The sequence below is a fragment of the Arthrobacter sp. zg-Y20 genome, from assembly GCF_030142075.1.
Taxonomy (GTDB): Bacteria; Actinomycetota; Actinomycetes; order Actinomycetales; family Micrococcaceae; genus Arthrobacter_B.
In genome coordinates this window covers 2076309-2101613 of sequence record NZ_CP126241.1, presented here as the reverse complement: position 1 = coordinate 2101613, position 25305 = coordinate 2076309, and the positions used below count along the sequence as shown (strand labels likewise).

Here is a 25305-nt window from a genome sequence, read left to right as displayed (position 1 = left end):
TTCATGATCAGTTCCCTCCGCGGGGTCGTTTCGCACGTGGGCCTCAATTCGGCAGTCATCGATGTCCACGGACTCGGGATGCTCGTCCAGGCCACGCCCCAGACCCTCGCCACCCTGCGCACGGGAAGTGAAGCGTCCGTCCACACGGCCATGATTGTCCGCGAGGACTCCATGACCCTTTACGGCTTCTCCGACGCCGACCAGCGCGAGGTGTTCGAAATCCTCCTCGGCGTCAGTGGTGTCGGGCCGCGGATCGCGCTGGCCGTCCTGGCCGTGCATACCCCCGAAGCCATCCGCGTGGCCGCCTCCACCGGAGACGACAAGGCCTTCAGTAAGGTCTCCGGCATAGGCCCCAAGGGTGCCCGGCGCATCGTCCTGGAACTGGCGGACAAGCTGGTGCCGCACGGAACAACGGAAAACCCTGCCGCCCCGCGCTGGCAGGAGCAGGTGCTGGCAGCCATGACCGGGCTGGGCTGGTCCGAAAAGGATGCCACGACGGCCATCGAGGACACCGCTGCCGAACACCCCGACGTCGCCGCAACCGGCAACGTGGGCGAGATCCTGAAGCTGACCCTGCGACGTCTGGGCACCGACGGCGCCCGCGCATCCACACGCCGGAAGGCCGGCTGACATGTCCGCTGAATCACTGGTCGCCCCGGGCCCGGACCCGGACGACAAAGCCATAGAAGCCGCCCTGCGGCCCAAGAACCTGGATGACTTCGTGGGGCAGAAACGCGTCCGCGAACAGCTGTCCCTGGTCCTGGAAGCGTCCCGGCTGCGCGGCCGCAGCGCGGACCATGTGCTGCTTTCCGGTCCGCCCGGCCTTGGCAAGACCACCCTTTCGATGATCATCGCCGCGGAAATGAACGCGCCGCTGCGGATCAGCTCCGGACCGGCCATCCAGCACGCCGGCGACCTGGCCGCCATCCTGTCCTCCCTGACCGAGGGCGAGGTGCTGTTCCTGGACGAAATCCACCGGATGTCCCGGCCGGCCGAGGAAATGCTCTACATGGCCATGGAAGATTTCCGGGTAGACATTGTGGTGGGAAAGGGAGCCGGCGCCACGGCCATTCCCCTGGAGCTGCCGCCCTTCACCCTGGTGGGTGCCACTACCCGTGCCGGCCTGCTGCCCGGCCCGCTCCGGGACCGTTTCGGCTTCACCGGGCACCTGGAGTTCTATTCCACGGACGAGCTGGAACTGGTGCTGCGCCGCTCAGCCATGCTGATGGATATGAAGGTCAACTCGGCCGGGTTCGCCGAGGTGGCCGGCCGCTCCCGCGGCACGCCCCGTATTGCCAACCGGCTGCTGCGGCGGGTCCGCGACTGGGCCCTGGTCCACGGCATCGAACAGATTGACGCCCGTTCGGCCGGCGCGGCCCTGGATATGTACGAAGTGGATGTGCTTGGCCTGGACCGGCTGGACCGGGCAGTGCTGACCGCCCTGATCACCAAATTCAACGGCGGCCCGGTGGGCCTGTCCACCCTGGCCATCGCCGTCGGTGAGGAACCGGAAACGGTTGAAACAGTGGCTGAGCCTTACTTGGTCCGCGAGGGGCTGCTGGGCCGGACCCCGCGGGGCCGGATTGCCACCCGCGCGGCCTGGGAGCACCTGGGGCTGCAAATGCCCGAACACGTGGCCGCGGCCATGCCCGCGAACATGTTCTCCGGACCCGGCACGGCCACCGCGGCCGGAGCCGGTGACTGGACGCCTCTGGAAACTTAACAGGTTCCTTCCACGTTTTCCCCTTAGACTGGCCCTACGGCACGGTCCCGGCGCGATGCCCGGAAATGCCTGAACCTTCCCCAACAGAAATGGAACTCCCCACGTGAATCCCACTGATCTCCTTCTTCCCCTGCTCCTGGTGGTCTTCGTGATCATGATGTTCCGCAAGCAGAAGAAGACGACGCAGTCGGTGGCCCAGCAGCGCTCCCAGATGGTTCCGGGCACCGAGGTCATGACCCAGTTCGGGCTTTTCGGCCGGATCGTTTCCGTGGACCAGGAAGAGAACAAGGCCGTCCTGGAGCTTTCCCCGGGCAACACGGCTACCGTCCACCTGCAGGCGCTGACCAAGGTAGTCACTGTCCCGGCCGCTGAGGAAGACGCGGAAACAGAAGGCACCGTTGTTCCCGACGACGCTTCTTCGCTGACCCTCGGCAAGGACCCCCACGGCAGCACGGACGCCACTGTCGCCCGCGACGCAGCCGCCCCGCAGGACGAGACTCCCGAAGAAACACTCAAGCGCCTGAACCGCGACGAGAAAAAAGAGAACTAGACTCTCCACGAGCCAAGCGGGGCATTGCGGTCCCGCTTGCCTCACCGGAGCCCGAACGGTTCCGGTGATCTTCGCCCTTAAGGAATATTCCCTATGCCCCGTACCGGCCCCGGCTCGGCCGCCAAAAAGACGCTCATCTGGTTGGGCGTCATTTTTGCTGCACTTGCCCTTCTGCTTGGCGGAGGCTCCATGTGGAGCAACGCCAGCTGGACCCCGAAGCTTGCCCTCGACCTTGAGGGCGGCACCCAGATGATCCTGGCACCCGAGGTGCAGGGCGGTGACAATGAAATCACTGCCGAGCAGCTGGACCAGGCCGTGGAGATCATCCGCCAGCGCGTGGACGGCAGCGGCGTCTCCGAAGCGGAGATCAGCACGCAGTCCAACCGCAACGTCGTGGTCTCGCTGCCGGGTGTCCCGGATGCCGAAACCCGCGAACTCATCCAGGCCTCAGCCCAGATGGAGTTCCGCCCGGTCCTGGCCGGCGGCGGGGGACAGGGAGCAGCGGTCACCGACCCGACTCCCGCTGAGCAGCTGCCGACGCCGTCAGCCGAGCCGACGGACAAGTCGGACACCAACTGGATTACCCCGGAACTGCAGACCGAGTTCGAAACCACCGACTGCTTGAACCCGGACACCATCGCCAACGCGGAGCAGGCGCCGGCGGACCAGCCCATGGTCGCGTGCGAACCCGGCACGGCCGGAAAGTACATCCTGGGTCCGGTGGAAGTTCCCGGTGCGGATATCTCCACCGCCAGCTTCGGAATGGCACAGAGCAGCAACGGTGTTTCCACCGGGCAGTGGGCCGTCAACATCGACTTCAACGATGAGGGCACTGACGCGTTCCGTGGAGTCACCGAGCGGCTGATCACCTTCAAGGGCGATCCGCGGAACCAGTTCGCGATTGTCCTGGACGGACAGATCATCTCTGCACCCACGGTTAACAACGTGATCACCGACGGCAACGCACAGATCACCGGCACCTTCACCCAGGAGAGCGCGAAGGCGCTGTCCGAGCAGCTGAAGTACGGTGCCCTGCCGATCAGCTTCGACATCCAGAGCGAACAGCAGGTGTCCGCCACCCTCGGTGCCGACCAGCTGCGGATGGGCATTATCGCCGGCCTGATCGGCCTCATCCTGGTGGCCGTCTACTCGCTCTTCCAGTACCGCGCACTGGGCTTCGTCACTATCGCGTCCCTGGTGGTTGCCGGTGTGCTGACCTACCTGGCCATCGCCATCCTGGGCTGGAGCCAGAACTACCGGCTGTCGCTGGCCGGTGTGGCGGGCCTAATTGTCGCCATCGGCCAGACAGCGGACTCGTTCATCGTCTACTTTGAACGCATCCGCGACGAACTGCGCGACGGACGCGGACTGGTCTCCGCTGTGGACACCGGCTGGAAGCGGGCCAAGCGCACCGTACTGGCCTCCAAGGCAGTGAACATCCTGGCCGCCGTCGTGCTCTACTTCGTTGCCGTTGGCAACGTGCGCGGCTTCGCGTTCACCCTCGGACTGACCGCCGTCGCCGACCTGATCGTGGTCTTTATGTTCACGCACCCGACCATGGTGTTGCTGGCCCGCACCAAGTTCTTCGGTGAAGGACACCGGTTCTCCGGTCTGGATGCCAGCAGGCTGGGCGCGGTGCCGCTGTACCGCGGTGCCGGCCGGATGCGCGAGCCCGGCGATGCCCCGGCCCTGCGCGGCAAGAACAAGGCCGCTGCCAAGGAAGCCGAGCGCCGGATGACAATTGCCGAGCGCCGGCTTGCCGAAAAGCACGACTCCATGGCCGGCAGCGGCCGCAGCTCCGAGAAGGACGGCGAGTAATGAGCAAGCTCCCCAGTTTCGCCGCATTCGGCAATGACCTCTACACCGGAAAGCGGTCCTACAACTTCGTTGGCAAAGCGAAGCTGTGGTTCCTGATCGCGGGGGTTGCCGTAGTCATTTCCATCCTCATCCCGGTGGCCAAGGGTGGCTTCAACCTCGGTATCGAGTTCCGCGGCGGTTCCGAGTTCACGGTCTCCAACGTGGCCAACACCGATGTCGGCCGCGGTGAGGAAGCCGTAGCCGAGGTGGCCGGCACCGCAGACCCGAAGGTCACCAACATTGCCCCGGGCACCATGCGGATCCAGACGGAGAAGCTCAGCGACGACCAGACCATCCAGGTCAAGGAGTCACTGGCCGATACCTACGGCGTGAGCCAGGACGAGGTCACCTCCACGTTCATCGGTCCTACGTGGGGCAGCGACGTCAGCCGGCAGGCATTGGTGGGCCTGATCGTGTTCGTGGCGCTGGCCGCGGTGCTGATGGCTCTGTACTTCCGGACCTGGAAGATGTCGCTGGCTGCCGTCACCGGACTGCTGGTAGTCATGGTGGTGACCGCCGGTGTGTACGCGCTGAGCGGTTTCGAGGTGACGCCGTCGGCCATCATCGGGTTCCTGACCGTGCTCAGCTATTCGTTGTATGACACCGTGGTGGTCTTCGACAAGGTCCGCGAAAACACCAAGGACCTGGATAAGCGCACCAAGCGGACCTTCGCCGAGGAAGTGAACCTGGCCGTCAACCAGACCCTGGTCCGGTCCATCAACACTTCCGTGGTGGCAGTGCTTCCGGTGGCCTCCATCCTGTTCATTGGTGCCCTGCTGCTGGGTGCAGGCACCCTGAAGGACCTGTCCCTGGCATTGTTTGTCGGGATCATCCTGGGCACCATTGCCACCATCTTCATCGCAGCGCCCATGTACGCATGGCTGCGCCGCAACGAGGCCGGGATCCGCAAGCAGGCCAAACGCGTCGAAGAACGCCGCGCCGGCAAGACGCCGGCCGTCGCCGACGCCTAGTACCTCCGGGAGTCCAGTACCTCCGGGAGTCCAGTCCCGCACCGGAACTGCTCACGGATAAACCCCACGGTTCCGTACTCCCTGCCGGGAGTGCGGAACCTGCGGTTTAAGCGGTGCGGGCAGGCTTAGACTGGTTGACAGGGCACTTGTACTGAATTTTTCGAAGAAAGGTCGGCAGTGGGCAACAGCGCAACACCTGCCAATGGGGCAGGGAACAGCCGCGCCGCCGGGATCGATCCGGGGCCCCAGTCCGCCGCGGCTCCTGACGCCGCGGCGCCGGACACGGCTGTCCCCACCCCGGCTGACTCCGTGCAGGCTCCGGCCCGTGCAGCCGTGGCTCCCGTAGCGGCTCCCGCTCCTGCAGCCGCCGCGGCCAAGCCCGGCGCCGGACGGACACCCCCAACAGGCCGTCGCGGCTCCACGCGCGCCCGGCTTGCCCGCCTCGCCGGACGCGGCAACCCCGGGTATTCACCCATGCTCGAACCGCTGCTGCGCACCGTCCGGGTGAACAACCCCAAGGAAGACCTGGACCTGATCCAGCGGGCCTACGTGGTGGCCGAACGCAGCCACGAAGGGCAGAAGCGCAAGAGCGGCGATCCCTACATCACGCACCCTGTGGCCGTGGCCACCATCCTCGCCGAGCTCGGGATGACCGGAACCACGCTGGCGGCGGCCCTGCTGCACGACACCGTGGAAGACACCAGCTACACGCTGGAGGAGCTGCGCCGTGAGTTCGGCCCGGAAGTGGCCATGCTCGTGGACGGCGTCACCAAGCTGGACAAGGTCACCTTCGGTGACGCAGCCCAGTCCGAGACGGTCCGCAAAATGGTCGTCGCCATGGCCAAGGACATTCGCGTGCTGGTCATCAAGCTCGCGGATCGGCTGCACAACGCGCGGACCTGGCGGTTTGTCTCGCCGGAGTCCTCCGCCAAGAAAGCCCGCGAAACCCTGGAGATCTTCGCACCGCTGGCGCACCGCCTCGGCATGAACACCATCAAGTGGGAGCTGGAAGACCTTTCCTTCGCCGCACTGCACCCGAAGGTCTACGACGAAATTGTGCGGATGGTGGGGGACCGGACGCCCGAGCGTGAAAAGTACCTGGGTACCGTCCGCTCCCAGATTGCCGATGACCTCCATGCGGTGAAGATCAAGGCGACCATCACCGGCCGGCCCAAGCACTACTACTCCATCTACCAGAAGATGATCGTGCGGGGGAAAGACTTCGACGACATCCATGACCTGATGGGTGTACGGGTCCTGGTCGACTCCGTACGGGACTGCTATGCGACGCTGGGCGCCCTGCACGCCCGGTGGAATCCTTTGCCGGGACGGTTCAAGGACTACATCGCGATGCCGAAGTTCAACATGTACCAGTCGCTGCACACCACGGTGATCGGTCCGGGCGGCAAACCGGTGGAGATCCAGATCCGCACCCATGACATGCACCGCCGGGCCGAGTACGGCGTGGCTGCGCACTGGAAGTACAAAGACGGCAGCAAGTCGCCCGAAACCGCCGATGACATGGGCTGGCTCCGCAGTCTGGTGGACTGGCAGCAGGAAACTTCGGATCCGGATGAGTTCCTGGACTCGCTGCGGTTCGAGATCAATGCCCGCGAAGTGTTTGTCTTCACCCCCAAGGGCGAGGTCATGGCCCTGCCGGCCGGGTCGACGCCGGTGGACTTTGCCTACGCGGTGCACACCGAGGTGGGGCACCGGACCATCGGTGCCCGCGTCAACGGCAAACTCGTTCCGCTGAACAGCGAGCTGCAGCACGGTGACTGGGTGGAGATCTTCACCTCCAAGGCCGAAGGCGCCGGTCCCAGCCAGGACTGGCAGGGCTTCGTGAAGAGCCCGCGGGCCCGGAACAAGATCCGCCAGTGGTTCACCAAGGAACGCCGCGAAGAAGCCATTGAAAAGGGCAAGGACCTGCTGACGCGCGGAATGCGCAAGCAGAACCTTCCGCTGCAGCGGCTGATGACCCACGACGCGCTGGTGGCAGTGGCCGAGGAGCTGCACCACCAGGACATCTCGGCACTCTATGCGGCCGTGGGCGACGGGCACACCTCGGCGCAGAACGTCATTGAGCACCTGGTCGGCCTGATGGGCGGCCATGAAGGTGCCGAGGAGGATCTGGCCGAAACCCCGGTGGCCACGGCCGCCCGGCGCCCGAAGTTCACCGACTCCGGTGTCACCGTGCGCGGCACCGGCGACGTGTGGGTGAAGCTCGCTCGCTGCTGCACCCCCGTGCCGCCGGATCCGATCATCGGGTTTGTCACCCGGGGCTCCGGGGTGTCCGTGCACCGCAGCGACTGCCGCAACGTGCAGGAACTGCGGGCCACACCGGACCGCATTGTGCCGGTGGAATGGGCGCCCACCCAGTCCAGCGTTTTCCTGGTGGAAATCCAGGTGGAGGCGCTGGACCGCAAGAGCCTGCTGTCCGACGTCACCCGGGTGCTGTCGGAAAACCACGTGAACATCCTCTCCGCCAGCGTCAACACCTCCAGCGACCGCGTGGCCATGTCGAAGTTCGTCTTCGAGATGGGGGACCCGAAGTACCTCAGCCACATCCTCAGCGCCGTACGCAAGATCGACGGTGTTTTCGATGTGTACCGGACCACAGGGTCCCAGCGGCGGGTATAGCACCGGCCCCCGGGCACGCACTAGGCCGAGGCGGCCGCCAGTTTCTCCAGGGCGGCCGCCTTGCCCGGGACGCGTGACCCGGCTTCCATGGCGCGGCGCACGAGATCGAGCCGGCAGCCCAGGCCCGGATGCGCGGCGAGGCGCTGCAGCGCCGGCACGGCCTCCTGTGCCTTGACATGGAGTGCGACGTCGACGGCGGTCCGCAGCGGCGAGGTCACCGACACCGTTCCCACGTCCACCCGGTCGGCCGGCCCCAGGAGTACCTCGTGGAGGACCGCCGTGCTGAACGGCGGCAACGCTCCGGTCCGCCGTCGCCTGTCAGCCAGGATGTCCAGCCGCAGCGGGCGCGGTGCGCAGCCGAAGATCCAGGCCGCAGTGAGCCAGCCCAGCGACACCCGCGGCCGCAGGCCCGAGGGCAGTTCCCGGGATGCAGCCAAGGCGCGGACCACCGGGTCCGGTTGGACGTCCCAGCGCACGAAGGTTCCGGCGTAGACGTGCTTGAGCAACCCATCCATCGCCATGGCCTGCAGCTCCTCGTGCCGGAAGGCGTCCCCGGCGGTGAACAGGGCTCCGCCGGTGGAAGTGATCCGGGGGAGGGCTCCCGGATAGGGAAACAAGGGCGCAGGCGCAGGCATGGACACCAGCGTGGCTGCTGCCGGGGCAACGCAAAAGCCCCGCCCGGCACGTTGTGGATAACGTGCCGGCGGGGCTTTAGCTGCGCGGGAAGGCCCGCGCGGCGCAGTATGCCTAGGCGAAGTCCTGTGCGGACTTCTGCAGCATGGCCAGCCACTGCTGGCGTGCTTCGAGGGCTTCCCGTGCATCGGCGATCTTCTTGGCGTTTCCTGCCTTCTCGGCGTCGGCCAGGTCCTGCTCAAGGGACGCGATGGTCGCTTCGAGCTGGGACAGGGCCGAAGTCGTGCGGGCCTTCGTTTCCGGATTGCTGCGCTGCCAGTGCTCGTCTTCGGCCGCCTTGACGGCTTCCTCGACCTTGCGGATGCCGGCTTCCATCCGGCCCATGTCCGCACGCGGAACCTTGCCGGCTTCTTCCCAGCGTTCCCGGACGGACTGCAGTGCCTTCCGGGCAGTGGTGAGGTTGGTCACCGGCAAAAGGGCCTGGGCTTCCTTGAGGAGCTCTTCCTTGACCACCAGGTTGGCGGCGAATTCCTCGTCAATAACCTCGTTGGCTGCCTGGCGTGCGGCGAAGAACTTGTCCTGGGCTGCGCGGAAGCGTGCCCACAGGGCGTCGTCATCCTTGCGGCTGGCCCGCTTGGAAGCCTTCCACTCGTCCATCAGCTGCCGGTATTCGGCGGCCGTGTTGCCCCAGTCAGTGGACGTGGACAGCTCTTCGGCGCGAGCAATCAGGGCTTCCTTGGCGGCCTTCGCGGAGGAATTCTCATTATCCAGCTGGGAGAAGTAGGCGCGGCGGTGGCGGTCAAAAACCGTCCGGGCGGACCGGAACCGCTTCCACAGCGAGTCCTCGGTGCTGCGGCCCAGCCGGGGGCCGTTCTTCTGGGCGCTCTTCCACGCGTCGAAGAGCTCATTCATCCGGTTGCTGCTGGTTTTCCACTGGATGCTGGCCGGGTCCTTGGCGGCAATTTCTTCGGCTTCAGCAACAATGGCCTCGCGGGCGGCCAGCTCACGGGCCTTGGCTGCTTCGGCTTCGGCGCGCTCGGCAGCCTCGGCGTCCTTCAGTGCTGCTTCCAGCGACTCGATGCGGGCGTCCAGTGCCTTGACGTCGCCCACCATCTTGCGCTCGGCAACCTGTTCGGCAAGGTGCTTGAGGGTCTTGTGGATGTCGGCGGCCGGGGCCTTGACCTGCACCCGCTGTTCCAGGAGCAGCAGCTGGCTGGCAACGTCGTCGTACTTGCGCACGAAGTACGCCAGCGCCTCTTCCTTGGACGCGTCCGGGAACTGCCCGACGGCGGTTTCCTCACCGTCCACAATCAGGAAGACGTGGCCGTCCTCCTCCACCCGGGCAAAGCGGGCCGCCTCCTCCAGCGGGGTGGAGTGGGCTGCGGGCACGGCAACAACCGGGGCAGCCGCGGCGTCACGGGGGCCTACGGCTGCGGGGGAGGGCCGGCGCGATGCGAGGGCCGCGGGGCTGGGAGCGGCAGGACGGGACGTGTCCGGGGTGTCCTGGCCTGCTGTTTCGTCGGATTTCTGACTGTCTGTCACCGCTAAAAGTCTTTCACTCGATGGATGGCAGTGTGCGAAGCCCGCGCCGCCACTTAGTTCAGGGTGAACGAGTTAATCGTCACCGGGTCATTCGGAGTGCCATCGCTTGCCCCGGAGGCAACTCCGCGGGAAGCAATGGACTCCAGTACGTCAAGACCTGACGTTACCTTACCCATTATCGTGTAACCGCCGCTGGCCTGGGTAATGGTCGAATCCTTGTAAACGATGAAGAACTGTGTGCCGTTGCTGGTTACGCTGTCTCCGCGGGCCACCGCAATGCTCCCGGCGGGGTAGAAACCGTCGGCGGGCGTGTTCTCCACCGGACCCCACAGGAAGTCCTGGTCCGCTGCGCCGTCGCCGTTCGGGGAGCCGCACTGCAGTACGCCCATCTCGGGCAGGGTCGTCAGTCGGTGGCAGCTCTTGCCGTTCAACCATTTGTTGTCGGCCAGGGTCTTGAAGACCGAGGCGGCCTGCGGGGCCGCATTGCCGTCCAGTTCCACGCCTACCTCGCCCTGCCCCAGGGAAAGGGTGCCGGTGAACGTCTTGCCCGCCGCCAGGGACGGATCCGGGACCTCCAGGCCCACGCCCGCCTGCTCCTTGAGCAGGGCCAGCTCATCCGCAGTGGGGTTGGAGCTGAACCAGGCGATCTGCAGGGCAACGGCCAGGGCCAGCACCACCAGTGCAGCTGCTCCGGCAAATAGGTTGTCCCGCTTCCGTCGGCGGGCACGGGCGGCGGCAAAGGCACGCCGGGCCTCCATGCGGGCCACGCGGCGCCTGTTCTCGCGGCTGGTGCTGTTTGCTGCCACCGCTGCCTCCTCTGCTGCTGTATTGGCCCTGGGCGGGCCCGCGGGTTAGCGGACGCGGCCGGCCACGCGGGTGCGGAACGCGGCGGTGTCCAGGAAAAGCTAAAATGAGTGCCGCACATAGTTTATGCACGTCAGCACCCGCATTCCTGCTTCCTCAAGGGGCGCCGGTGTCTTCTTTCCACCCACCGAAGGAGTTTGCCCCCATGGCACGCAAGGCCTCACTGTCCGGTTTCCCTGAATGGCTACCGCAGGAGCGCCTGGTTGAACTCCATGTCCTGGACGTGCTGCGCCGCACCTTCGAGCTGCACGGCTTCTCCAACATTGAGACCCGTGCGGTGGAAACCGTGGGGCAGCTGCTGCGCAAGGGCGAAATCGACAAGGAAGTCTACGCACTGAGCCGGCTGCAGGCCGAAGAGGGGGAGGCCGCCGGCAAAGAGGATCCCAACTCCCTGGCCCTGCACTTTGACCTGACCGTGCCGTTTGCCCGCTACGTAGTGGAAAACGCCGGCCACCTTTCCTTCCCGTTCCGCCGCTACCAGATCCAGAAGGTCTGGCGCGGAGAACGGCCGCAGGAAGGCCGTGCCCGGGAGTTCACCCAGGCGGACATCGACGTGGTGGGCGACGGCGCCCTTCCGTTCCGGTACGACGTCGAGCTGGCGCTGGTGATTGCCGAAGCCCTGGGCGCCCTGCCGATCCCGGAATTCCAGATCCGGGTGAACAACCGCAAGCTGGCCGAAGGCTTCTACCGCGGCATCGGGCTGGAAGATACGGCCGGGGTGCTGCGCAGCATCGACAAGCTGGAGAAGATCGGCGCCGCGCGGGTTGCTGAACTGCTGCAGGAAGAACTCGGGGCCACTGCCGAGCAGGCCGCTGCTGCCCTGAAGCTGGCCTCCATCCGGTCCGGGGACACCTCCTTTGTGGAGCAGGTCCGCGCCCTGGGCGTCACCAATGACCTGCTGGAGGAAGGCTTGGGCGAGCTGGCAGAGGTCATCAGCGAAGCTTCCCGGCGGGCACCCGGCCGGGTCCTGGCGGACCTGAGCATTGCCCGCGGACTGGACTACTACACCGGCACCGTTTACGAAACGGTGCTGGTGGGCCACGAAGCGCTGGGATCCATCTGCTCCGGCGGCCGGTACGACGCATTGGCCAGCAAGGGCAGCCGGACCTTCCCCGGCGTCGGGCTCTCCATTGGCGTTACCCGCCTGGTGATGCGCATCCTCAGCCAGGAGTTCGCGCAGGCCTCCCGCAGCGTGCCCACCGCCGTGCTGATGACCCTGGCCACCGACGATTCCTGGTCCGCTGCCCAGGACACGGCATCGCAGCTGCGCAGCCGCGGAATCTCCGTGGAGGTGGCACCCAAGGCGGAGAAGTTCGGCAAGCAGATCAAGTATGCGGACCGCCGCGGCATCCCCTTCGTATGGTTCACCGCCGAGGACGGCACGCACGAAGTGAAGGACATACGCTCGGGCGAGCAGGTGCCGGCCGATCCGGAACTGTGGACGCCGCCGGCCGAGGACCTCGTCGTTACGGTTGCCCCGGCTCAGGGATAACAGCCGGAAGGGCAGGCGGCCGTTCGCGGTAGGCGATGGCCGCCTGCACCCGGGAAGACACCCCGAGCTTGGCCAGGACCCGGGATGTTTCGTCCGGACGGGTTTAGCTGACGCTTCCGGTGGAGCCTAGGCTTAACGGATGCCTATTAGCTCCGCACTTTCCCCCACGCCGCCCTGCGCGGAACTTCACCTGCACATTGAGGGCACGCTTGAGCCGGAACTGATTTTTGAACTGGCCGGCCGCAACGGCATTGAGCTGCCGTACGCCTCCCTGGACGAGTTGCGTGCACGTTACCGGTTCACGGACCTGCAGTCCTTCCTGGACCTCTACTACGCCAACATGGACGTGCTGCGCACCGAGGCCGACTTCACGGACATGACCCGGGCGTATCTGCGCCGGGCGGCCGCCGCGGGGGTGCGTCACGTGGAGATGATGATGGATCCGCAGGCTCACCTGGTCCGCGGTGTTCCGCTGGAAACCTCCGTGGGGGGCGTATGCGCTGCGCTGGCCGGCAGCGAGGAGGAGTTTGGCATCTCCGCCGTCCTGATCGCCGCGTTCCTCCGTGACCGTCCTGCCGCCGAGGCGCTGGAGGTCCTCGAGGAGCTCCTCGCCATGGATGCGCCCATCATCGGTATCGGCCTGGACTCCGCAGAGGTGGGGAACCCGCCGGAAGCTTTTATCGACCTGTACCGCCGTGCCCGCGAAGCCGGTCTGCGGACGGTGGCCCATGCGGGAGAAGAGGGCCCCTCGCATTACATCGAGCAGGCGCTGGACCTATTGCTGGTGGACCGGATCGACCACGGCATCCGGTGCCTGGACGACCCGGTGCTGGTGGAACGCCTGGTGCATGAAAAGATCCCGCTGACCGTCTGCCCGCTGTCCAATGTCCGGTTGAACGCCGTCGACAGCCTCGCGGCCCACCCGTTGCCGCAAATGCTCGAGCACGGACTGAACATCTCCGTGAACTCCGATGACCCCGCCTACTTCGGCGGCTACGCGGACGATAATTTCCGCACCGTGCAGGAAGCCTTCGGGCTGAGCCGTGCCCAAATGACCCTGCTGGCCGCCAATTCCATTGAGGCGTCCTTCGCTTCTCCCCAGCGCCGGGCGGAGCTTCTGCTGGAAGTACGCCGCTGGGAGGCCGCCGGTTAAAGTGTCGGGTGCGGCTTCGTGGACCGGGGCCGGCGGAAGCTGAGCCGCACCACCAGGCCCGCCACTAGGATCATGAGGGTCAGGCTGATGTACAGCGGCGGCAGTGCCAGGGCCAGCAGCAGGGCTCCTACCGTTCCGGCCAGGTTCAGTGCCCGTGGGGCGTACCGTGTGCGGTCCTTCAACGAGAACGCACACACCGTGCTGATCGCAGCGTAGAAGAGCAGCGCGAAGGATGCCATGCCGATCAGCGCATCCAGATCGGCAAACAGGACGAGCAGGATCACGATTCCGCCTGCTGCGGCCACGGCCACCCACGGGGTACGTCCGGAGCCGGCCCGGCCGGGCCAGGTGCGGGAGAACACGGAGGGCAGGTCCCGGTCCGCAGCCATGGCCGCAGCCGTGCGGCCGGCCGAGTCCAGCAGGGACCACAGACCGCCCAGGGCTGCGGCGGACACGGCCAGGACCACGGCTCCCGTCCCCACGTTCGCACCGACGCTCTGCATCGGATCCAGCAGGGGAGCGGGCTCCGCAGACAGTGCCGCGGCACCGTAGTACGCCAGCATCGACTGCCCCATCAGCAGGTACAGGACAAACGACACGGCAATGGCTGCCGGAACCGCTATGGGCAGATTGCGTGAGGGATTGCGCACACCGGCACCCATGGTGGCCAGCCGGGTATAGCCGGAGAAAAGAAAGAACAGCAGGCCGGCCCCCTGCAGCACGCCTGACGCCGTCGGCTCGATATCCGCGCCCACCCGCACCGGCTGGTTTGGTGCCTCGTTGTAGAGCACCACCACCGTGAAGGCCAGGATGCTGAAGACAAACGCCAGGATGAACCGGGTAGCCCACGGCCCCCGGTTCACGCCCAGCAGGTTGACCGCCGCCATTACCGCAACCGCGCCCACCGCTCCTGCTTCGGGATGGTCCGGAAACACGTAGGTCCCGAACGCCGCGGCCAACACGGCGGAGGACAGCAGCAGCCCCCACACCAGCGTCCAGCCGGACAGGAAGCCGCTGTAGGGACCGAGGAGGATCCGGGCGGCGGTACGGGCCGTCGCGTCCCCGCCCTGGTCCTCCGGAAGCCGGCGGGTTACCGCGCGGCTGAGCTGGAAGGTGGACAGGGCGCACAGGATGGCCACAACCGCGGATATGCCAAGGGCCGCCGCGAGGGCGGGGCCCGCTGCTGCGGCCGCCGGGGCGAAGGCTACGAATGCACCCGCACCAACAATGGATCCAATGCCGGCAGTAGTGGCATCAAAGCCGCCAAGGGGAACGCGCGGCTGGGTAATGCCGGACAAATGACCTTCCAATCGGTAGGGACTTGGCAGGGTGGGGGTCGGTTCACCGGTAAACTCTCAAGAAGACCGTGTATTCACAATGAGCGGAAACAGTGGTTTCCGCAAGTTTCTCGAAAGGACAGCTGTGCTGCGCACTCATGCCCTTGGTTCCCTGAGGGCCGAGCATATTGGACAGACCGTTACTCTCGCAGGCTGGGTCGCCCGACGGCGCGACCACGGCGGCGTTGCCTTCCTCGACCTCCGCGACGCCTCAGGCGTGGCGCAGGTAGTGGTGCGTGAAGAGGATGTCTTCCACGGCCTGCGCAATGAGTACGTCCTGCAGATCACCGGCACCGTCCAGAAGCGGCCCGAAGGCAACGAGAACCCGGCGCTGGCCACCGGCGAGATCGAGGTCATTGCGGACAAGACCGTCATCCTGAACACCTCGGACCCGCTGCCGTTCCAGATTGACGAGCACGTGGAGGTAGGCGAGGAAGCCCGCCTGCGTCACCGCTACCTGGACCTGCGCCGTCCGGCACCGGCTGCGGCCATGCGCCTGCGCTCCGAAGCGAACCGTGTGGCCCGCGAGCTGCTGCACGACGAAGGCTTCGTGGAAATTGAAACTCCCACGCTGACCCGTTCCACCCCCGAAGGCGCCCGCGACTTCGTGGTCCCGGCACGCCTTGCCCCGGGCTCTTGGTACGCGCTGCCGCAGTCCCCGCAGCTGTTCAAGCAGCTGCTGCAGGTTGGCGGATTCGAGAAGTACTACCAGATTGCCCGCTGCTACCGTGATGAGGACTTCCGCGCGGACCGGCAGCCGGAGTTCACGCAGCTGGACATCGAGGCCAGCTTCGTTGAGGAAGACGACATCATTGCCCTCGGCGAGCAGATCGTGAAGTCGCTGTGGAAGCTGATCGGCGTCGAGATCACCACCCCCATCCCGCGCATGACCTACGCGGACGCCATGGCCCGCTACGGCTCCGACAAGCCGGACCTGCGTTTCGGCCTGGAGCTCACCGAACTCACCGAGTTCTTCAAGGACACCACCTTCCGCGTCTTCCAGGCCCCGTACGTCGGCGCCGTGGTGATGCCGGGCGGCGCCTCCCAGGCCCGCCGCACCCTTGATGCCTGGCAGGAATGGGCCAAGCAGCGCGGCGCGAAGGGCCTCGCCTACGTCCTGATCCAGGAAGACGGCACCCTGACCGGACCCGTGGCCAAGAACCTGACCGACTTCGAGCGGGAGAACCTCGCCGACAAGGTCGGCGCCAAGCCCGGCGACTGCATCTTCTTCGGTGCCGGCGAAAAGAGCGAGGCCCGTGCCCTGCTCGGCGCGGCCCGCGTGGAGATCGGCCACCGCACCGGCCTGATCGACCCGAAGGACTGGGCCTTCGTCTGGGTTGTGGACGCCCCCATGTTCGAGCCGGCCTCCGCAGCTGTCGCCGCCGGCGACGTTGCAGTGGGCGGCGGCGCCTGGACGGCCGTGCACCACGCCTTCACCTCGCCCAAGCCTGAGTTCATGGACACCTTCGACACCGATCCCGAGTCGGCCCTGGCTTACGCCTACGACATTGTGTGCAACGGCAACGAAATCGGCGGCGGTTCCATCCGTATCCACCAGCGCGACGTGCAGGAACGCGTCTTCAAGGTGATGGGCCTGAGCCAGGAAGAGGCACAGGAGAAGTTCGGCTTCCTGCTGGAGGGCTTCAAGTACGGTGCCCCGCCGCACGGCGGCATCGCCTTCGGCTGGGACCGCGTGGTGGCCCTGCTGGCCGGCACCGACTCCATCCGCGACGTGATCGCCTTCCCGAAGTCCGGCGGCGGCTACGATCCGCTGACCGCGGCCCCGGCGCCGATCACCCCGCAGCAGCGCAAGGAGGCCGGCGTCGACTTCAAGCCCGAGGCCAAGAAGGACCCCGAGGCCAAGAAGGACAAGGAAGCACCCGTGAAGGACGCCTAACTTCGCACCGCACTGACGGTACCCGGTCGCAGCGCGGCCGGGTACCGTGCTTTAACCCTGCAGACATATCCAGCCCCGCTGGACACTCCGGCACCGGCACCCGATAGTGTTTGGGCATGAGAGATCGCTGGTTCAAGCAGGTGGACGTCTTCGGCACCAAGCCCTATCTGGGCAACCCCGTGGCGGTGGTGCTGGACGCGGACGGCCTGTCCGACACCGCGATGGCTTCCTTCGCCCGGTGGACGAACCTCTCCGAGACTACGTTCGTGCTGCCGCCCACACAGGACGGCGCCGACTACCGGGTCCGCATCTTCACGCCCGGGGGAGAGATCCCCTTCGCAGGCCATCCCACGCTGGGCACGTGCCACGCCTGGCTCGAAGCCGGCAACATTCCGCACTATCCCGGCGTCGTCATTCAGGAATGCGGAGTAGGCCTGGTGACGCTGCACGCCTCGGCGGGAATGGCCGCCTTCGGCGCTCCGCCGCTGATCCGCTCGGGCGAGCTGGAGGACGCCGTGCTGCAGCAGACGGTGGACGCTCTCGGCATCACCCGGGAGCAGGTATCCGCCTCGAACTGGATAGACAACGGCCCCGGCTGGCTGGGGCTGCTCCTGAAGGATGCGGAAACCGTCCTGTCCCTGACGCCTGATCCTGCGGCGCTTGGGTCCCTGGCAGTGGGCGTGATCGGTCCGCAGCCCGACGGCGGCGACACGGACTACGAAGTCCGCGCCTTCGCCCCCGGCCACGGCGTCTTGGAAGATCCCGTCACCGGGAGCCTCAACGCAGGCTTGGCCCAGTGGCTGATCGGCTCGGGCCTTGCGCCGGAACGCTACACAGTCACTCAGGGCACGGTGCTGGAACGGTCGGGACTGGTGCGGATCTTTACCCGGGACCGCAGGATCTGGGTGGGCGGGGAAACTGCCACCTGCATTGACGGCACGGTAAAGCTGTAGCCATCGCCGTGTTTACGCTGGCATCCCTGCCCCGCGCCGTCGTCGGAGCCCCGATGGCGGGCGGGCCGTCCACGCCCGCGCTGGCTGCCGCCGTCAGCAACGCCGGCGGGCTGGGATTCCTGGCGGCCGGCTACAAGGACGCCGGGGCTGTGGCCGCGGAAATCGCCCGGGTGAGGCAGCTGACCCCACGTCCGTTCGGCGTGAACCTTTTTGTGCCGGACCAGGCCAATACCGGAGGCACGGGCACCTCCGGCCGGGTCGCTGCCGCCCTGGCATACCGGGAGCAGCTGGCCCGGGAGTATCCGCAGTATCCACCGGACCTGCTGCCGCTGCCGGATCCGGAGGACGATGACGGGTGGGACGCCAAGCTCGAACTGGTCCACCGGCTGCAGGTGCCGGTGGTGTCGTTCACTTTCGGCCTGCCCGGCCAAGACGTTATGGCAGCACTGACGGAGGCCGGCAGCGCTGTGGCCGTTACCGTCACCACGGTTGAAGAAGCCGCACTGGCTGTTTCCGCCGGTGCCCGGATGCTGTGCCTGCAGGGCCCGGAGGCGGGCGGGCACCGGGGGACCTTCAATGCGGCGGGGGAGCCGCCGGCGCAGCCGCTGGCCGAACTCGTGCGTGCCGTGCGCGCCGCCGCGGGCCCCGGCGTCGAACTTATTGCCGCTGGTGGAATCGGCGCCGCTGCGGATGCGCAGGCCCTGCGCGGGGCGGGGGCCGACGCCGTGCAGATCGGTACCGCGCTGCTCCTGAGCCCGGAAGCCGGAACCAGTCCCGTGCACCGGGCCGCCCTGCAGGATCCGCAGTTTCGCGCCACAGCACTGACCCGTGCCTTCTCCGGCCGGACCGCCCGGGGACTGGCCAACAGGTTCATGGCCGAACATCCGGACGCGCCGGCCGCCTATCCGCTGGTCAACCAGGTGACGAAAACACTCCGCGCCAAGGCGGCAGCAGCAGGGGATCCGCACGGGATGAGTCTCTGGGCGGGAACCGACTGGCGTTCGGCTGTGCCCCAACCTGCTGCTGAGACGGTGGAACGGATCAGTGCAGGTTGGCCGCCGCGCCCGGCTGGGGCAGGATGATCCGCACCAGCACGGAGGACGCGTCCCGGGCCGCCTGCGCCAGCACGGCAGCCTTCGGGTCAGGCACATCCAGCGGGCGAAGCCGGGGCAGGGCGGACCAGCGCGAAAACTCCCGCCGTGCGGTCACCTGTTCGGCGAGCATCCGGTCGCCGCCCAAAACCAGGTACTCCGGAGCCGCCGCCGTGAATACTGCCGCCGCCTGCTCCGCGGCCAGGGCCGCAAGGGCATCGGCTGCATTGGCGCGGCGGCTGTTGGGGGAACCGGTCTTCGAGGCCAACAGCCGGCCTTCGCGCGCTGCCCCGACGGCGTACCCGCCGCGCCGGACCAGCACCAGGCCCACGGTCCGGGCCTGCCCGGCGAGGGAGGCGAGGCGTTCGACGTCGCCCGCGCCCCGCCCGGGACGGCCGTCCGCCGGCCACGGCGCGAGCAGTTCCGCCTGCGCCCCGGACCCGGCACGCAGCAGCAGCCCGTCATCGCCGGGCTGTACCGCGAGCGTGCCCTGCGCCGCCTCGAACCTTTCCACCCAACCCGGCAGGCGCTCGGCGGAAACAAAGGTGGTGCGCGGGCCGGGCATGGCGGAGCCTGCTTTCAAGCCGAAGGGGGTGGACCAGCTCAGGTTACGGCACGAGTAGCCTTGAAGCGTGAATGCTTTGTCGGGGAATGATTTGTTCAGTGCGGGCGGCGACGACGACGATGACTACGCCGACGGCTCCGCCGCACGGGTAAGGCCGCGCAGCCCGCTGGCCGTACGGATGCGGCCGCGGACCGTGGACGAGGTGGTGGGCCAGCAGCACCTGCTCGGTCCCGGCTCGCCGCTGCGTACCCTGGCGCAGTCCGCTGACGAGCACAACCCGGCCGGACCGTCCTCGGTGATGCTCTGGGGTCCTCCCGGAACCGGCAAAACCACGCTGGCGCACGTGGTGGCTCGCGGCGCCGGACGTAAGTTCGTGGAGCTCTCGGCCATCACCGCCGGGGTCAAGGACGTCCGCCGCGTCATGGAGCAGGCGCTGACGGACCGTGACCTGCACGGCGTCACCACCATCCTCTTCCTGGATGAGATCCACCGCTTTAACAAGGCCCAGCAGGACGCGCTGCTGCCCGGGGTCGAAAACCGCTGGGTGGTCCTGATGGCAGCCACCACGGAGAACCCCTCCTTCTCCGTGGTCTCCCCGCTGCTTTCCCGGTCCCTGCTCCTGACCCTGAAGCCGCTGACCGAAGCCGACATTGCAGCCCTGCTCCAGCGGGCCGTGGAGGATGAGCGCGGGCTGGCCGGGCGGGTAACCCTGAGCGAAGAGGCACTGGAGCACCTGGTCCGGCTCGCTGCCGGTGACGCCCGGCGCGGGCTGACCGCGCTGGAGGCCGCAGCCGGCGTCGCATACTCCGAGAAGGCCGACGGCGACGAGGTTCCGGAAGTGACGCTGAAGCACGCCGAGGAAGCCCTGGACGTAGCGGCGCTGCGGTACGACCGCGCGGGGGACCAGCACTACGACATCACCAGTGCCTTCATCAAGTCGCTGCGCGGATCCGACGTCGATGCGGCCCTGCACTATCTGGCCCGCATGCTGGAGTCGGGGGAGGACCCGCGGTTCATTTCCCGCCGCCTGATTATTTCCGCCTCCGAGGACGTGGGCATGGCCGATCCGACGGCACTGCAGACCGCCGTTGCCGCCGCGCAGGCCGTGCAGCTGATCGGAATGCCTGAAGGCCGGATCATCCTGGCCGAGGCGGTGGTCCACATTGCCACCGCGCCCAAGTCCAACGCCGCGTACAACGGCATCAACTCCGCCATTGCCGATGTCCGGGCCGGACGCGGGCAGGGCGTGCCGGCTCACCTGCGCGACGCCCACTATCCCGGTGCCAAGCAGCTGGGCCACGGCAAGGGCTACATCTACTCCCACGATTCACCGCACGGCGTGGCCCGCCAGCAGTATGCCCCGGACGACCTGGTGGGGCGGAACTACTACGAGCCCACCGGGAACGGAGTGGAACGGGACATTTCGGCACGGCTGGACCGGCTGCGCGGAATCATCCGCGGCGAGAAGTCCTGATCCGGACTGCCCAATGCGCAAGTGTGCGCGGGCGCACGCGCTGCCGTGTTAGCATTGATGGTTGACTGGCAAGCCCAGGTACCGGTTTCCGCTTCCCCGTATTGAAAAGTATGGACGGCAGTGGTGTGTCCGGAGCCCGGGTCTGTAGCAGACGGCAGCGGTTGGCCGGAGCTCTCCCTCATGGAGGCCAGCATATTTCGCAGCAGTCACAGCAGGGATTTATTTCTGCCGTGGCCAAACCGCCAAACAGTGAAAGGTGAACGTGGCTAACAACACACGTGCACGCCGGCAGGCACGCGCATCGCGCGCCCTCGGCATTGCTTTGACCCCCAAGGCAGCTAAATACTTCGAGCGTCGGCCTTACCCCCCGGGTGAGCACGGCCGCGCCCGTCGCAAGCAGGACAGCGACTACGCCGTACGTCTGCGCGAAAAGCAGCGTCTGCGTGCTCAGTACGGCATCCGCGAAGCACAGATGACCCGTGTCTTCGAAGAAGCCCGCCGCACCGCCGGCCTGACCGGTGAAAACCTGATCGAACTGCTCGAAATGCGTCTCGACGCACTCGTGCTGCGTGCCGGCTTCGCCCGCACGATCGCCCAGGCCCGCCAGCTGGTTGTGCACCGCCACATCCTGGTTGACGGTGCCCGCGTGGACCGCCCGTCCTTCCGCGTTTCCGAAGGCCAGCTCATCCACGTGCACCAGCGCAGCGAGACCATGACGCCGTTCCAGGTTGCCGCAGCCGGCGCCCACCGCGACGTCCTGCCCGCCGTCCCGGGTTACCTTGATGTTTCCCTGGACAAGCTGCAGGCACGCCTCGTGCGTCGCCCCAAGCGTTCCGAAATCCCCGTGACCTGCGAAGAGCAGCTCGTGGTGGAATACTACGCACGCTAAATAACGGGATTACCCCGTTTACAGTCCAGCCCGCGGCCCCGTGCCGCGGGCTGTTCCGTTATCCGGGCACCCCCGCTTTCGTGGCGCAGGCGGCAAAAGTAAGTGCCGCAGCGCTGCAGTAGGTAAGGTACATATGGCAGAACCGGCGACGGTTGTGCCAGCCACTATGATTTTCTGCGCTAAAGGAGTCCCATGTCGGGTGGAGATATTGCCGGTCTGATAGCGGCCGGTGTGTTTGCGGTGCTGGTTGCACTGCTGGCCGTGCCCGTCTGGAAACTGGGGAAGGTTTTCGACGAGATGCGTTCGGCCATCCGGACCCTCAGCGACGAGACCACGCCGTTGATTGACGAGGTGACCACCACTGTGTCCACCACCAACCTGCAGCTGCAGAAGGTGGACGGAATTTCCTCGAACGTCTCCGACGCATCAGCGAACCTGTCCGCCCTGTCTTCGCTGGTCGCAGCCACCGTCGGTTCGCCGCTGATCAAGGTCTCGGCCTTCACCTACGGCGTCCGCTCCGCCCTGGCATCCCGCCGCAGCGGACAGGCCGGCGAAGCGGTGCAGGGAACCCGCCGCGGCCGGCGCAGCCGCTAGTACCGCAGCCGTAACCAACCCCAAAGCACAGGAGCCAGTCATGATTAAGCGCGTATTTTGGATGTCAATCGGTGTCGCGATCGGCGTCATCGCCGTCCGCCGGGCCAACGAAGCCAAGTCCAGCCTCAAGCAGGCCGGCATCAACCGCGCTGTCGACTCCGCGGCAGGAGCGGTCCAGAGCTTTGCCGAGGCCCTGCGCGAGGGCATGAGCCAGCGCGAGGGCGACCTGCGCGCAGCACTGGGACTGGACAACACGGATAACGCCGCCGAGGCCATGAGGTCGGCCCGCCGCTAAGGCTGCCGCCAAGGCACCGAGGCACAGCACCACCGCATGCACCTGATCCTGCATGCTGAAACCGAATTACCGGAAGGGTAAAGAAGCACCATGAAGTCCCACGAGATTGCTCGCCGCTGGCTGGATTACTTCAGCGATAAGGGCCATACGGTGGTGCCCTCGGCGTCACTCGTCTCCAACGATCCCTCGCTGCTGTTCACAGTGGCCGGCATGGTGCCGTTTATCCCTTACCTGACCGCACGTGAGAAGGCCCCGTACAGCCGGGCCACCAGCGTGCAGAAGTGCATCCGCACCGCGGACATTGAGGAAGTGGGCAAGACCGCCCGGCACGGCACTTTCTTCCAGATGGCCGGCAACTTCTCCTTCGGTGACTACTTCAAGGAAGAAGCCATCACCTACGCGTGGGAGCTGCTGACGTCCGACGTCGAGAAGGGCGGCTTCGGCCTGGATCCCGAACGCCTCTGGGTCACGGTCTATGAAGACGGCGACGAGCGCGACGATGAGGCCCGTGCCATCTGGCGCGACAAGATCGGCATCCCCAATGAGCGGATCGTCGGCACCGGCAAGGCGGACAACTACTGGAACACCGGCCAGGCCGGACCCGGCGGCCCCTGCTCCGAAATCTATTACGACCGCGGACCGGCGTACGGGCAGGAAGGCGGCCCCGCCGTCGACGAGACCCGCTACATCGAGATCTGGAACCTGGTGTTCATGCAGTACCAGCTCTCCGCCGTGCGCTCCAAGACCGACTTCGACGTTGCCGGCGAACTGCCGCAGAAGAACATCGACACCGGCCTCGGCCTCGAGCGCCTCGCCATGATCCTGCAGGGCGTGGAGAACATGTACGAGACGGACCAGGTCCGCCCCGTCCTGGACAAGGCCGCTGAGCTCTCGGGCAAGGCCTACACCAGCGCGGAGGACGCCTCCGACCCGCACCACACCGACGACGTGCGCATGCGGGTGGTGGCCGACCACATCCGTTCGGCCCTGATGCTGATCTCCGACGGCGTGAGCCCCTCCAACGAAGGCCGCGGCTACGTGCTGCGCCGCCTGATCCGCCGGGCCGTGCGCGCCATGCGCCTGCTCGGCGTCGAAACGGCCGTGCTGCCGGAACTGCTGCCGGTATCCCGGGACGCCATGAAGGGCACCTACCCCGAGGTTGAGGCCGATTTCGCCCGCATCAGCCGAATTGCCTACGCTGAGGAAAAGGCGTTCCTGCGCACCATTGCCTCCGGCACCGAGCGACTGGAAGAAGCCGTCAAGGTCTCCAAGGCCGCCGGCACCCCGCTGTCCGGCGAGGAAGCCTTCGCGTTGCATGACACCTACGGTTTCCCCATCGACCTCACTCTGGAAATGGCTGAGGAAGCGGGCCTGAAGGTGGACGAAGCAGGCTTCCGTTCGCTGATGTCCGAACAGCGCAAGCGTGCCCAGGCGGACGCCCGCGGCAAGAAGCACGGCCACGCGGACCTCTCGGTCTTCAACGAGCTCCTCGCCGCAGGCAACACGGTCTTCACCGGCTATGACGAGCTGAGCACCGAATCCAAGGTACGCGGCATCATTTCCGGCGGCTCCCGGGTGGACTTCGCCCCGCAGGGCTCGGAAATTTCCCTGGTCCTGGACGAGACCCCGTTCTACGCCGAGGCAGGCGGCCAGGCGGCCGATACCGGCCTGATCACCGGTGACGGCTTCGTCCTGGAAGTGTCGGACGTCCAGCGTCCGGTCAAGGGCCTGAGCGTGCACAAGGCGATCGTCCGTGAAGGCGAAATTGCCGCCGGCGCCAACGTGCTGGCCGCCGTCGACGCCCAGCGCCGCCACGAAGCCGAGCAGGCGCACTCCGGCACGCACATTGTGCACGCCGCCCTGCACCAGATCCTCGGCCCGGAAGCCCTGCAGCGCGGTTCCTTCAACAAGGCCGGCTACCTGCGGTTCGACTTCTCCTGGGGCGAGGGACTTTCCGACGCTGCCAAGTCCGAGATCGAAGAGGTGTCCAACCTCGCGATCCGCAGCAACTACCAGGTCGAGACCAAAATCATGTCCCTGGCCGACGCCAAGGCACTGGGCGCCACCGCGCTGTTCGGCGAAGCCTACGGCGACACGGTGCGCGTGGTGGAAATGAACGGCGACTGGTCCCGCGAACTCTGCGGCGGCACGCACGTGGCCTCCACCTCCCGGATCGGCAGCCTCACCCTGCTGGGCGAGCAGTCCGTGGGCTCGGGCAACCGCCGGGTGGAAGCGTTTGTAGGCATGGACGCTTTCCGCCACCTGGCCGCCGAGCGCGCGCTGGTCAACGAACTGTCCGAAATGCTGAAGGTCCCCTCCGTGCAGCTGCCGGACCGCCTGGCCGCCACCCTGGCCAAGCTGAAGGCGACGGAAAAGGAACTGGAGAAGCTGCGCCGCGAGCAGCTGGCCGCCTCCGCAGCCGCGCTGGTGGGCACCGCAGTGGACGTCGACGGCGTACGCCTGCTGGCCCACAACGCCGGCGAAGTCGGCGGCGCCGATGACCTGCGCACCCTTGCGCTGGACCTGCGCTCCCGCCTGGGCAGCGAACCCGCTGCCGTGGCCGTGGCCGGCGTTTCCAACAACCGTCCCGTAGTGATCGTTGCCACCAATGAAGGCGCCCGCAGCGCCGGGGTCAAGGCCGGAGCACTCGTGAAGGTTGCGGCCGGTGTCCTCGGCGGTGGCGGCGGCGGTAAGGACGACGTCGCCCAGGGCGGCGGCTCCGACGCCGGCAAGATCGCGGATGCCCTCACGGCTATCCGCGGAGCCGTGGCCGGACGGGGCTAAC

The 25305-nt window shown here is 66.8% G+C and carries 21 protein-coding genes; 16 read left to right on the top strand and 5 right to left on the bottom strand.

Features of this window, described 5'->3' with window-relative positions; genetic code table 11:
- Positions 1 to 3: 3 nt before the first annotated feature.
- The 6 genes from ruvA to QNO06_RS10015 all read left to right on the top strand — a co-directional run bounded on the left by ruvA (position 4) and on the right by QNO06_RS10015 (position 7741).
- Positions 4 to 630, top strand: coding sequence for a Holliday junction branch migration protein RuvA (gene ruvA, locus QNO06_RS10040; protein WP_227911509.1), 627 nt, complete (start codon positions 4 to 6; stop codon positions 628 to 630).
- Position 631: 1 nt separating this feature from the next.
- Positions 632 to 1723 (top strand): Holliday junction branch migration DNA helicase RuvB, encoded by a 1092-nt coding sequence (ruvB, locus tag QNO06_RS10035; protein WP_227911508.1) that lies wholly within the window; start codon positions 632 to 634, stop codon positions 1721 to 1723.
- Positions 1724 to 1826: 103 nt separating this feature from the next.
- Positions 1827 to 2273 carry a preprotein translocase subunit YajC gene (locus QNO06_RS10030; RefSeq protein ID WP_227911507.1) on the top strand — a complete coding sequence of 149 codons (447 nt, stop codon included), beginning with the start codon at positions 1827 to 1829 and terminating at the stop codon, positions 2271 to 2273.
- Between the two features lie 93 nt (positions 2274 to 2366).
- Positions 2367 to 4091: a protein translocase subunit SecD gene (gene secD, locus QNO06_RS10025; protein WP_227911506.1), complete on the top strand. Its 1725-nt coding sequence runs from the start codon at positions 2367 to 2369 to the stop codon at positions 4089 to 4091.
- On the top strand, positions 4091 to 5101 hold the full coding sequence (gene secF / locus QNO06_RS10020) for a protein translocase subunit SecF (protein ID WP_227911505.1): 1011 nt from the start codon (positions 4091 to 4093) through the stop codon (positions 5099 to 5101). Before secD ends, secF begins: the two co-directional genes overlap by 1 nt.
- A gap of 177 nt (positions 5102 to 5278) precedes the next feature.
- The gene (locus QNO06_RS10015; RefSeq protein WP_442860131.1) at positions 5279 to 7741 is read left to right on the top strand and encodes a RelA/SpoT family protein; all 2463 of its coding nucleotides are present in this window, start codon (positions 5279 to 5281) and stop codon (positions 7739 to 7741) included.
- A gap of 20 nt (positions 7742 to 7761) precedes the next feature.
- On the opposite strand, the gene QNO06_RS10010 is transcribed toward QNO06_RS10015, so the two are convergent.
- The 3 genes from QNO06_RS10010 to QNO06_RS10000 all read right to left on the bottom strand — a co-directional run bounded on the left by QNO06_RS10010 (position 7762) and on the right by QNO06_RS10000 (position 10722).
- On the bottom strand, positions 7762 to 8376 hold the full coding sequence (locus QNO06_RS10010) for a hypothetical protein (protein ID WP_227911504.1): 615 nt from the start codon (positions 8374 to 8376) through the stop codon (positions 7762 to 7764).
- Positions 8377 to 8488: 112 nt separating this feature from the next.
- On the bottom strand, positions 8489 to 9916 hold the full coding sequence (locus QNO06_RS10005) for a DUF349 domain-containing protein (RefSeq protein WP_227911503.1): 1428 nt from the start codon (positions 9914 to 9916) through the stop codon (positions 8489 to 8491).
- A 53-nt stretch (positions 9917 to 9969) separates the two neighbouring features.
- The gene (locus QNO06_RS10000) at positions 9970 to 10722 is read right to left on the bottom strand and encodes a peptidylprolyl isomerase (RefSeq protein ID WP_227911502.1); all 753 of its coding nucleotides are present in this window, start codon (positions 10720 to 10722) and stop codon (positions 9970 to 9972) included.
- 203 nt (positions 10723 to 10925) lie between these two features.
- Between QNO06_RS10000 and hisS the strand changes: the two genes are divergently transcribed.
- A complete protein-coding gene (gene hisS, locus QNO06_RS09995; RefSeq protein ID WP_227911501.1) occupies positions 10926 to 12272 on the top strand; it encodes a histidine--tRNA ligase in 1347 nt (448 codons plus the stop codon).
- A gap of 139 nt (positions 12273 to 12411) precedes the next feature.
- On the top strand, positions 12412 to 13425 hold the full coding sequence (locus QNO06_RS09990) for an adenosine deaminase (RefSeq protein WP_227911500.1): 1014 nt from the start codon (positions 12412 to 12414) through the stop codon (positions 13423 to 13425).
- Here the strand turns inward: QNO06_RS09990 and QNO06_RS09985 are convergent.
- On the bottom strand, positions 13422 to 14723 hold the full coding sequence (locus QNO06_RS09985; RefSeq protein ID WP_227911499.1) for an APC family permease: 1302 nt from the start codon (positions 14721 to 14723) through the stop codon (positions 13422 to 13424). The genes QNO06_RS09990 and QNO06_RS09985 overlap by 4 nt on opposite strands.
- A gap of 124 nt (positions 14724 to 14847) precedes the next feature.
- On the opposite strand from QNO06_RS09985, the gene aspS reads away from it, so the two are divergent.
- From aspS to QNO06_RS09970, 3 genes are all read left to right on the top strand, one after another.
- Entirely contained in the window at positions 14848 to 16659 is a 1812-nt protein-coding gene (gene aspS, locus QNO06_RS09980; RefSeq protein ID WP_227911498.1) for an aspartate--tRNA ligase, read from the top strand.
- Between the two features lie 116 nt (positions 16660 to 16775).
- A complete protein-coding gene (locus tag QNO06_RS09975; RefSeq protein ID WP_227911497.1) occupies positions 16776 to 17612 on the top strand; it encodes a PhzF family phenazine biosynthesis protein in 837 nt (278 codons plus the stop codon).
- Between the two features lie 8 nt (positions 17613 to 17620).
- On the top strand, positions 17621 to 18694 hold the full coding sequence (locus tag QNO06_RS09970) for a nitronate monooxygenase (protein WP_227911496.1): 1074 nt from the start codon (positions 17621 to 17623) through the stop codon (positions 18692 to 18694).
- Here QNO06_RS09970 and QNO06_RS09965 read toward each other — a convergent pair.
- Positions 18654 to 19268, bottom strand: coding sequence for a Vms1/Ankzf1 family peptidyl-tRNA hydrolase (locus QNO06_RS09965; RefSeq protein ID WP_227911495.1), 615 nt, complete (start codon positions 19266 to 19268; stop codon positions 18654 to 18656). The two genes, QNO06_RS09970 and QNO06_RS09965, sit on opposite strands and share 41 nt — an antisense overlap.
- 67 nt (positions 19269 to 19335) lie before the next feature.
- Here QNO06_RS09965 and QNO06_RS09960 point away from each other — a divergent pair, with 67 nt between their 5' ends.
- The 5 genes from QNO06_RS09960 (at position 19336) to alaS (ending at position 25304) form a co-directional block, all read left to right on the top strand.
- Complete coding sequence (locus tag QNO06_RS09960) at positions 19336 to 20742, top strand: replication-associated recombination protein A (protein ID WP_227911494.1); 1407 nt, start codon at positions 19336 to 19338, stop codon at positions 20740 to 20742.
- A gap of 262 nt (positions 20743 to 21004) precedes the next feature.
- Positions 21005 to 21631: a 30S ribosomal protein S4 gene (gene rpsD / locus QNO06_RS09955; protein ID WP_227911493.1), complete on the top strand. Its 627-nt coding sequence runs from the start codon at positions 21005 to 21007 to the stop codon at positions 21629 to 21631.
- A gap of 192 nt (positions 21632 to 21823) precedes the next feature.
- Positions 21824 to 22225, top strand: coding sequence for a DUF948 domain-containing protein (locus tag QNO06_RS09950; RefSeq protein WP_227911492.1), 402 nt, complete (start codon positions 21824 to 21826; stop codon positions 22223 to 22225).
- Positions 22226 to 22265: 40 nt separating this feature from the next.
- The gene (locus QNO06_RS09945; protein ID WP_231700628.1) at positions 22266 to 22520 is read left to right on the top strand and encodes a hypothetical protein; all 255 of its coding nucleotides are present in this window, start codon (positions 22266 to 22268) and stop codon (positions 22518 to 22520) included.
- A 90-nt stretch (positions 22521 to 22610) separates the two neighbouring features.
- A complete protein-coding gene (alaS, locus tag QNO06_RS09940; protein ID WP_227911491.1) occupies positions 22611 to 25304 on the top strand; it encodes an alanine--tRNA ligase in 2694 nt (897 codons plus the stop codon).
- Position 25305: the final 1 nt, after the last annotated feature.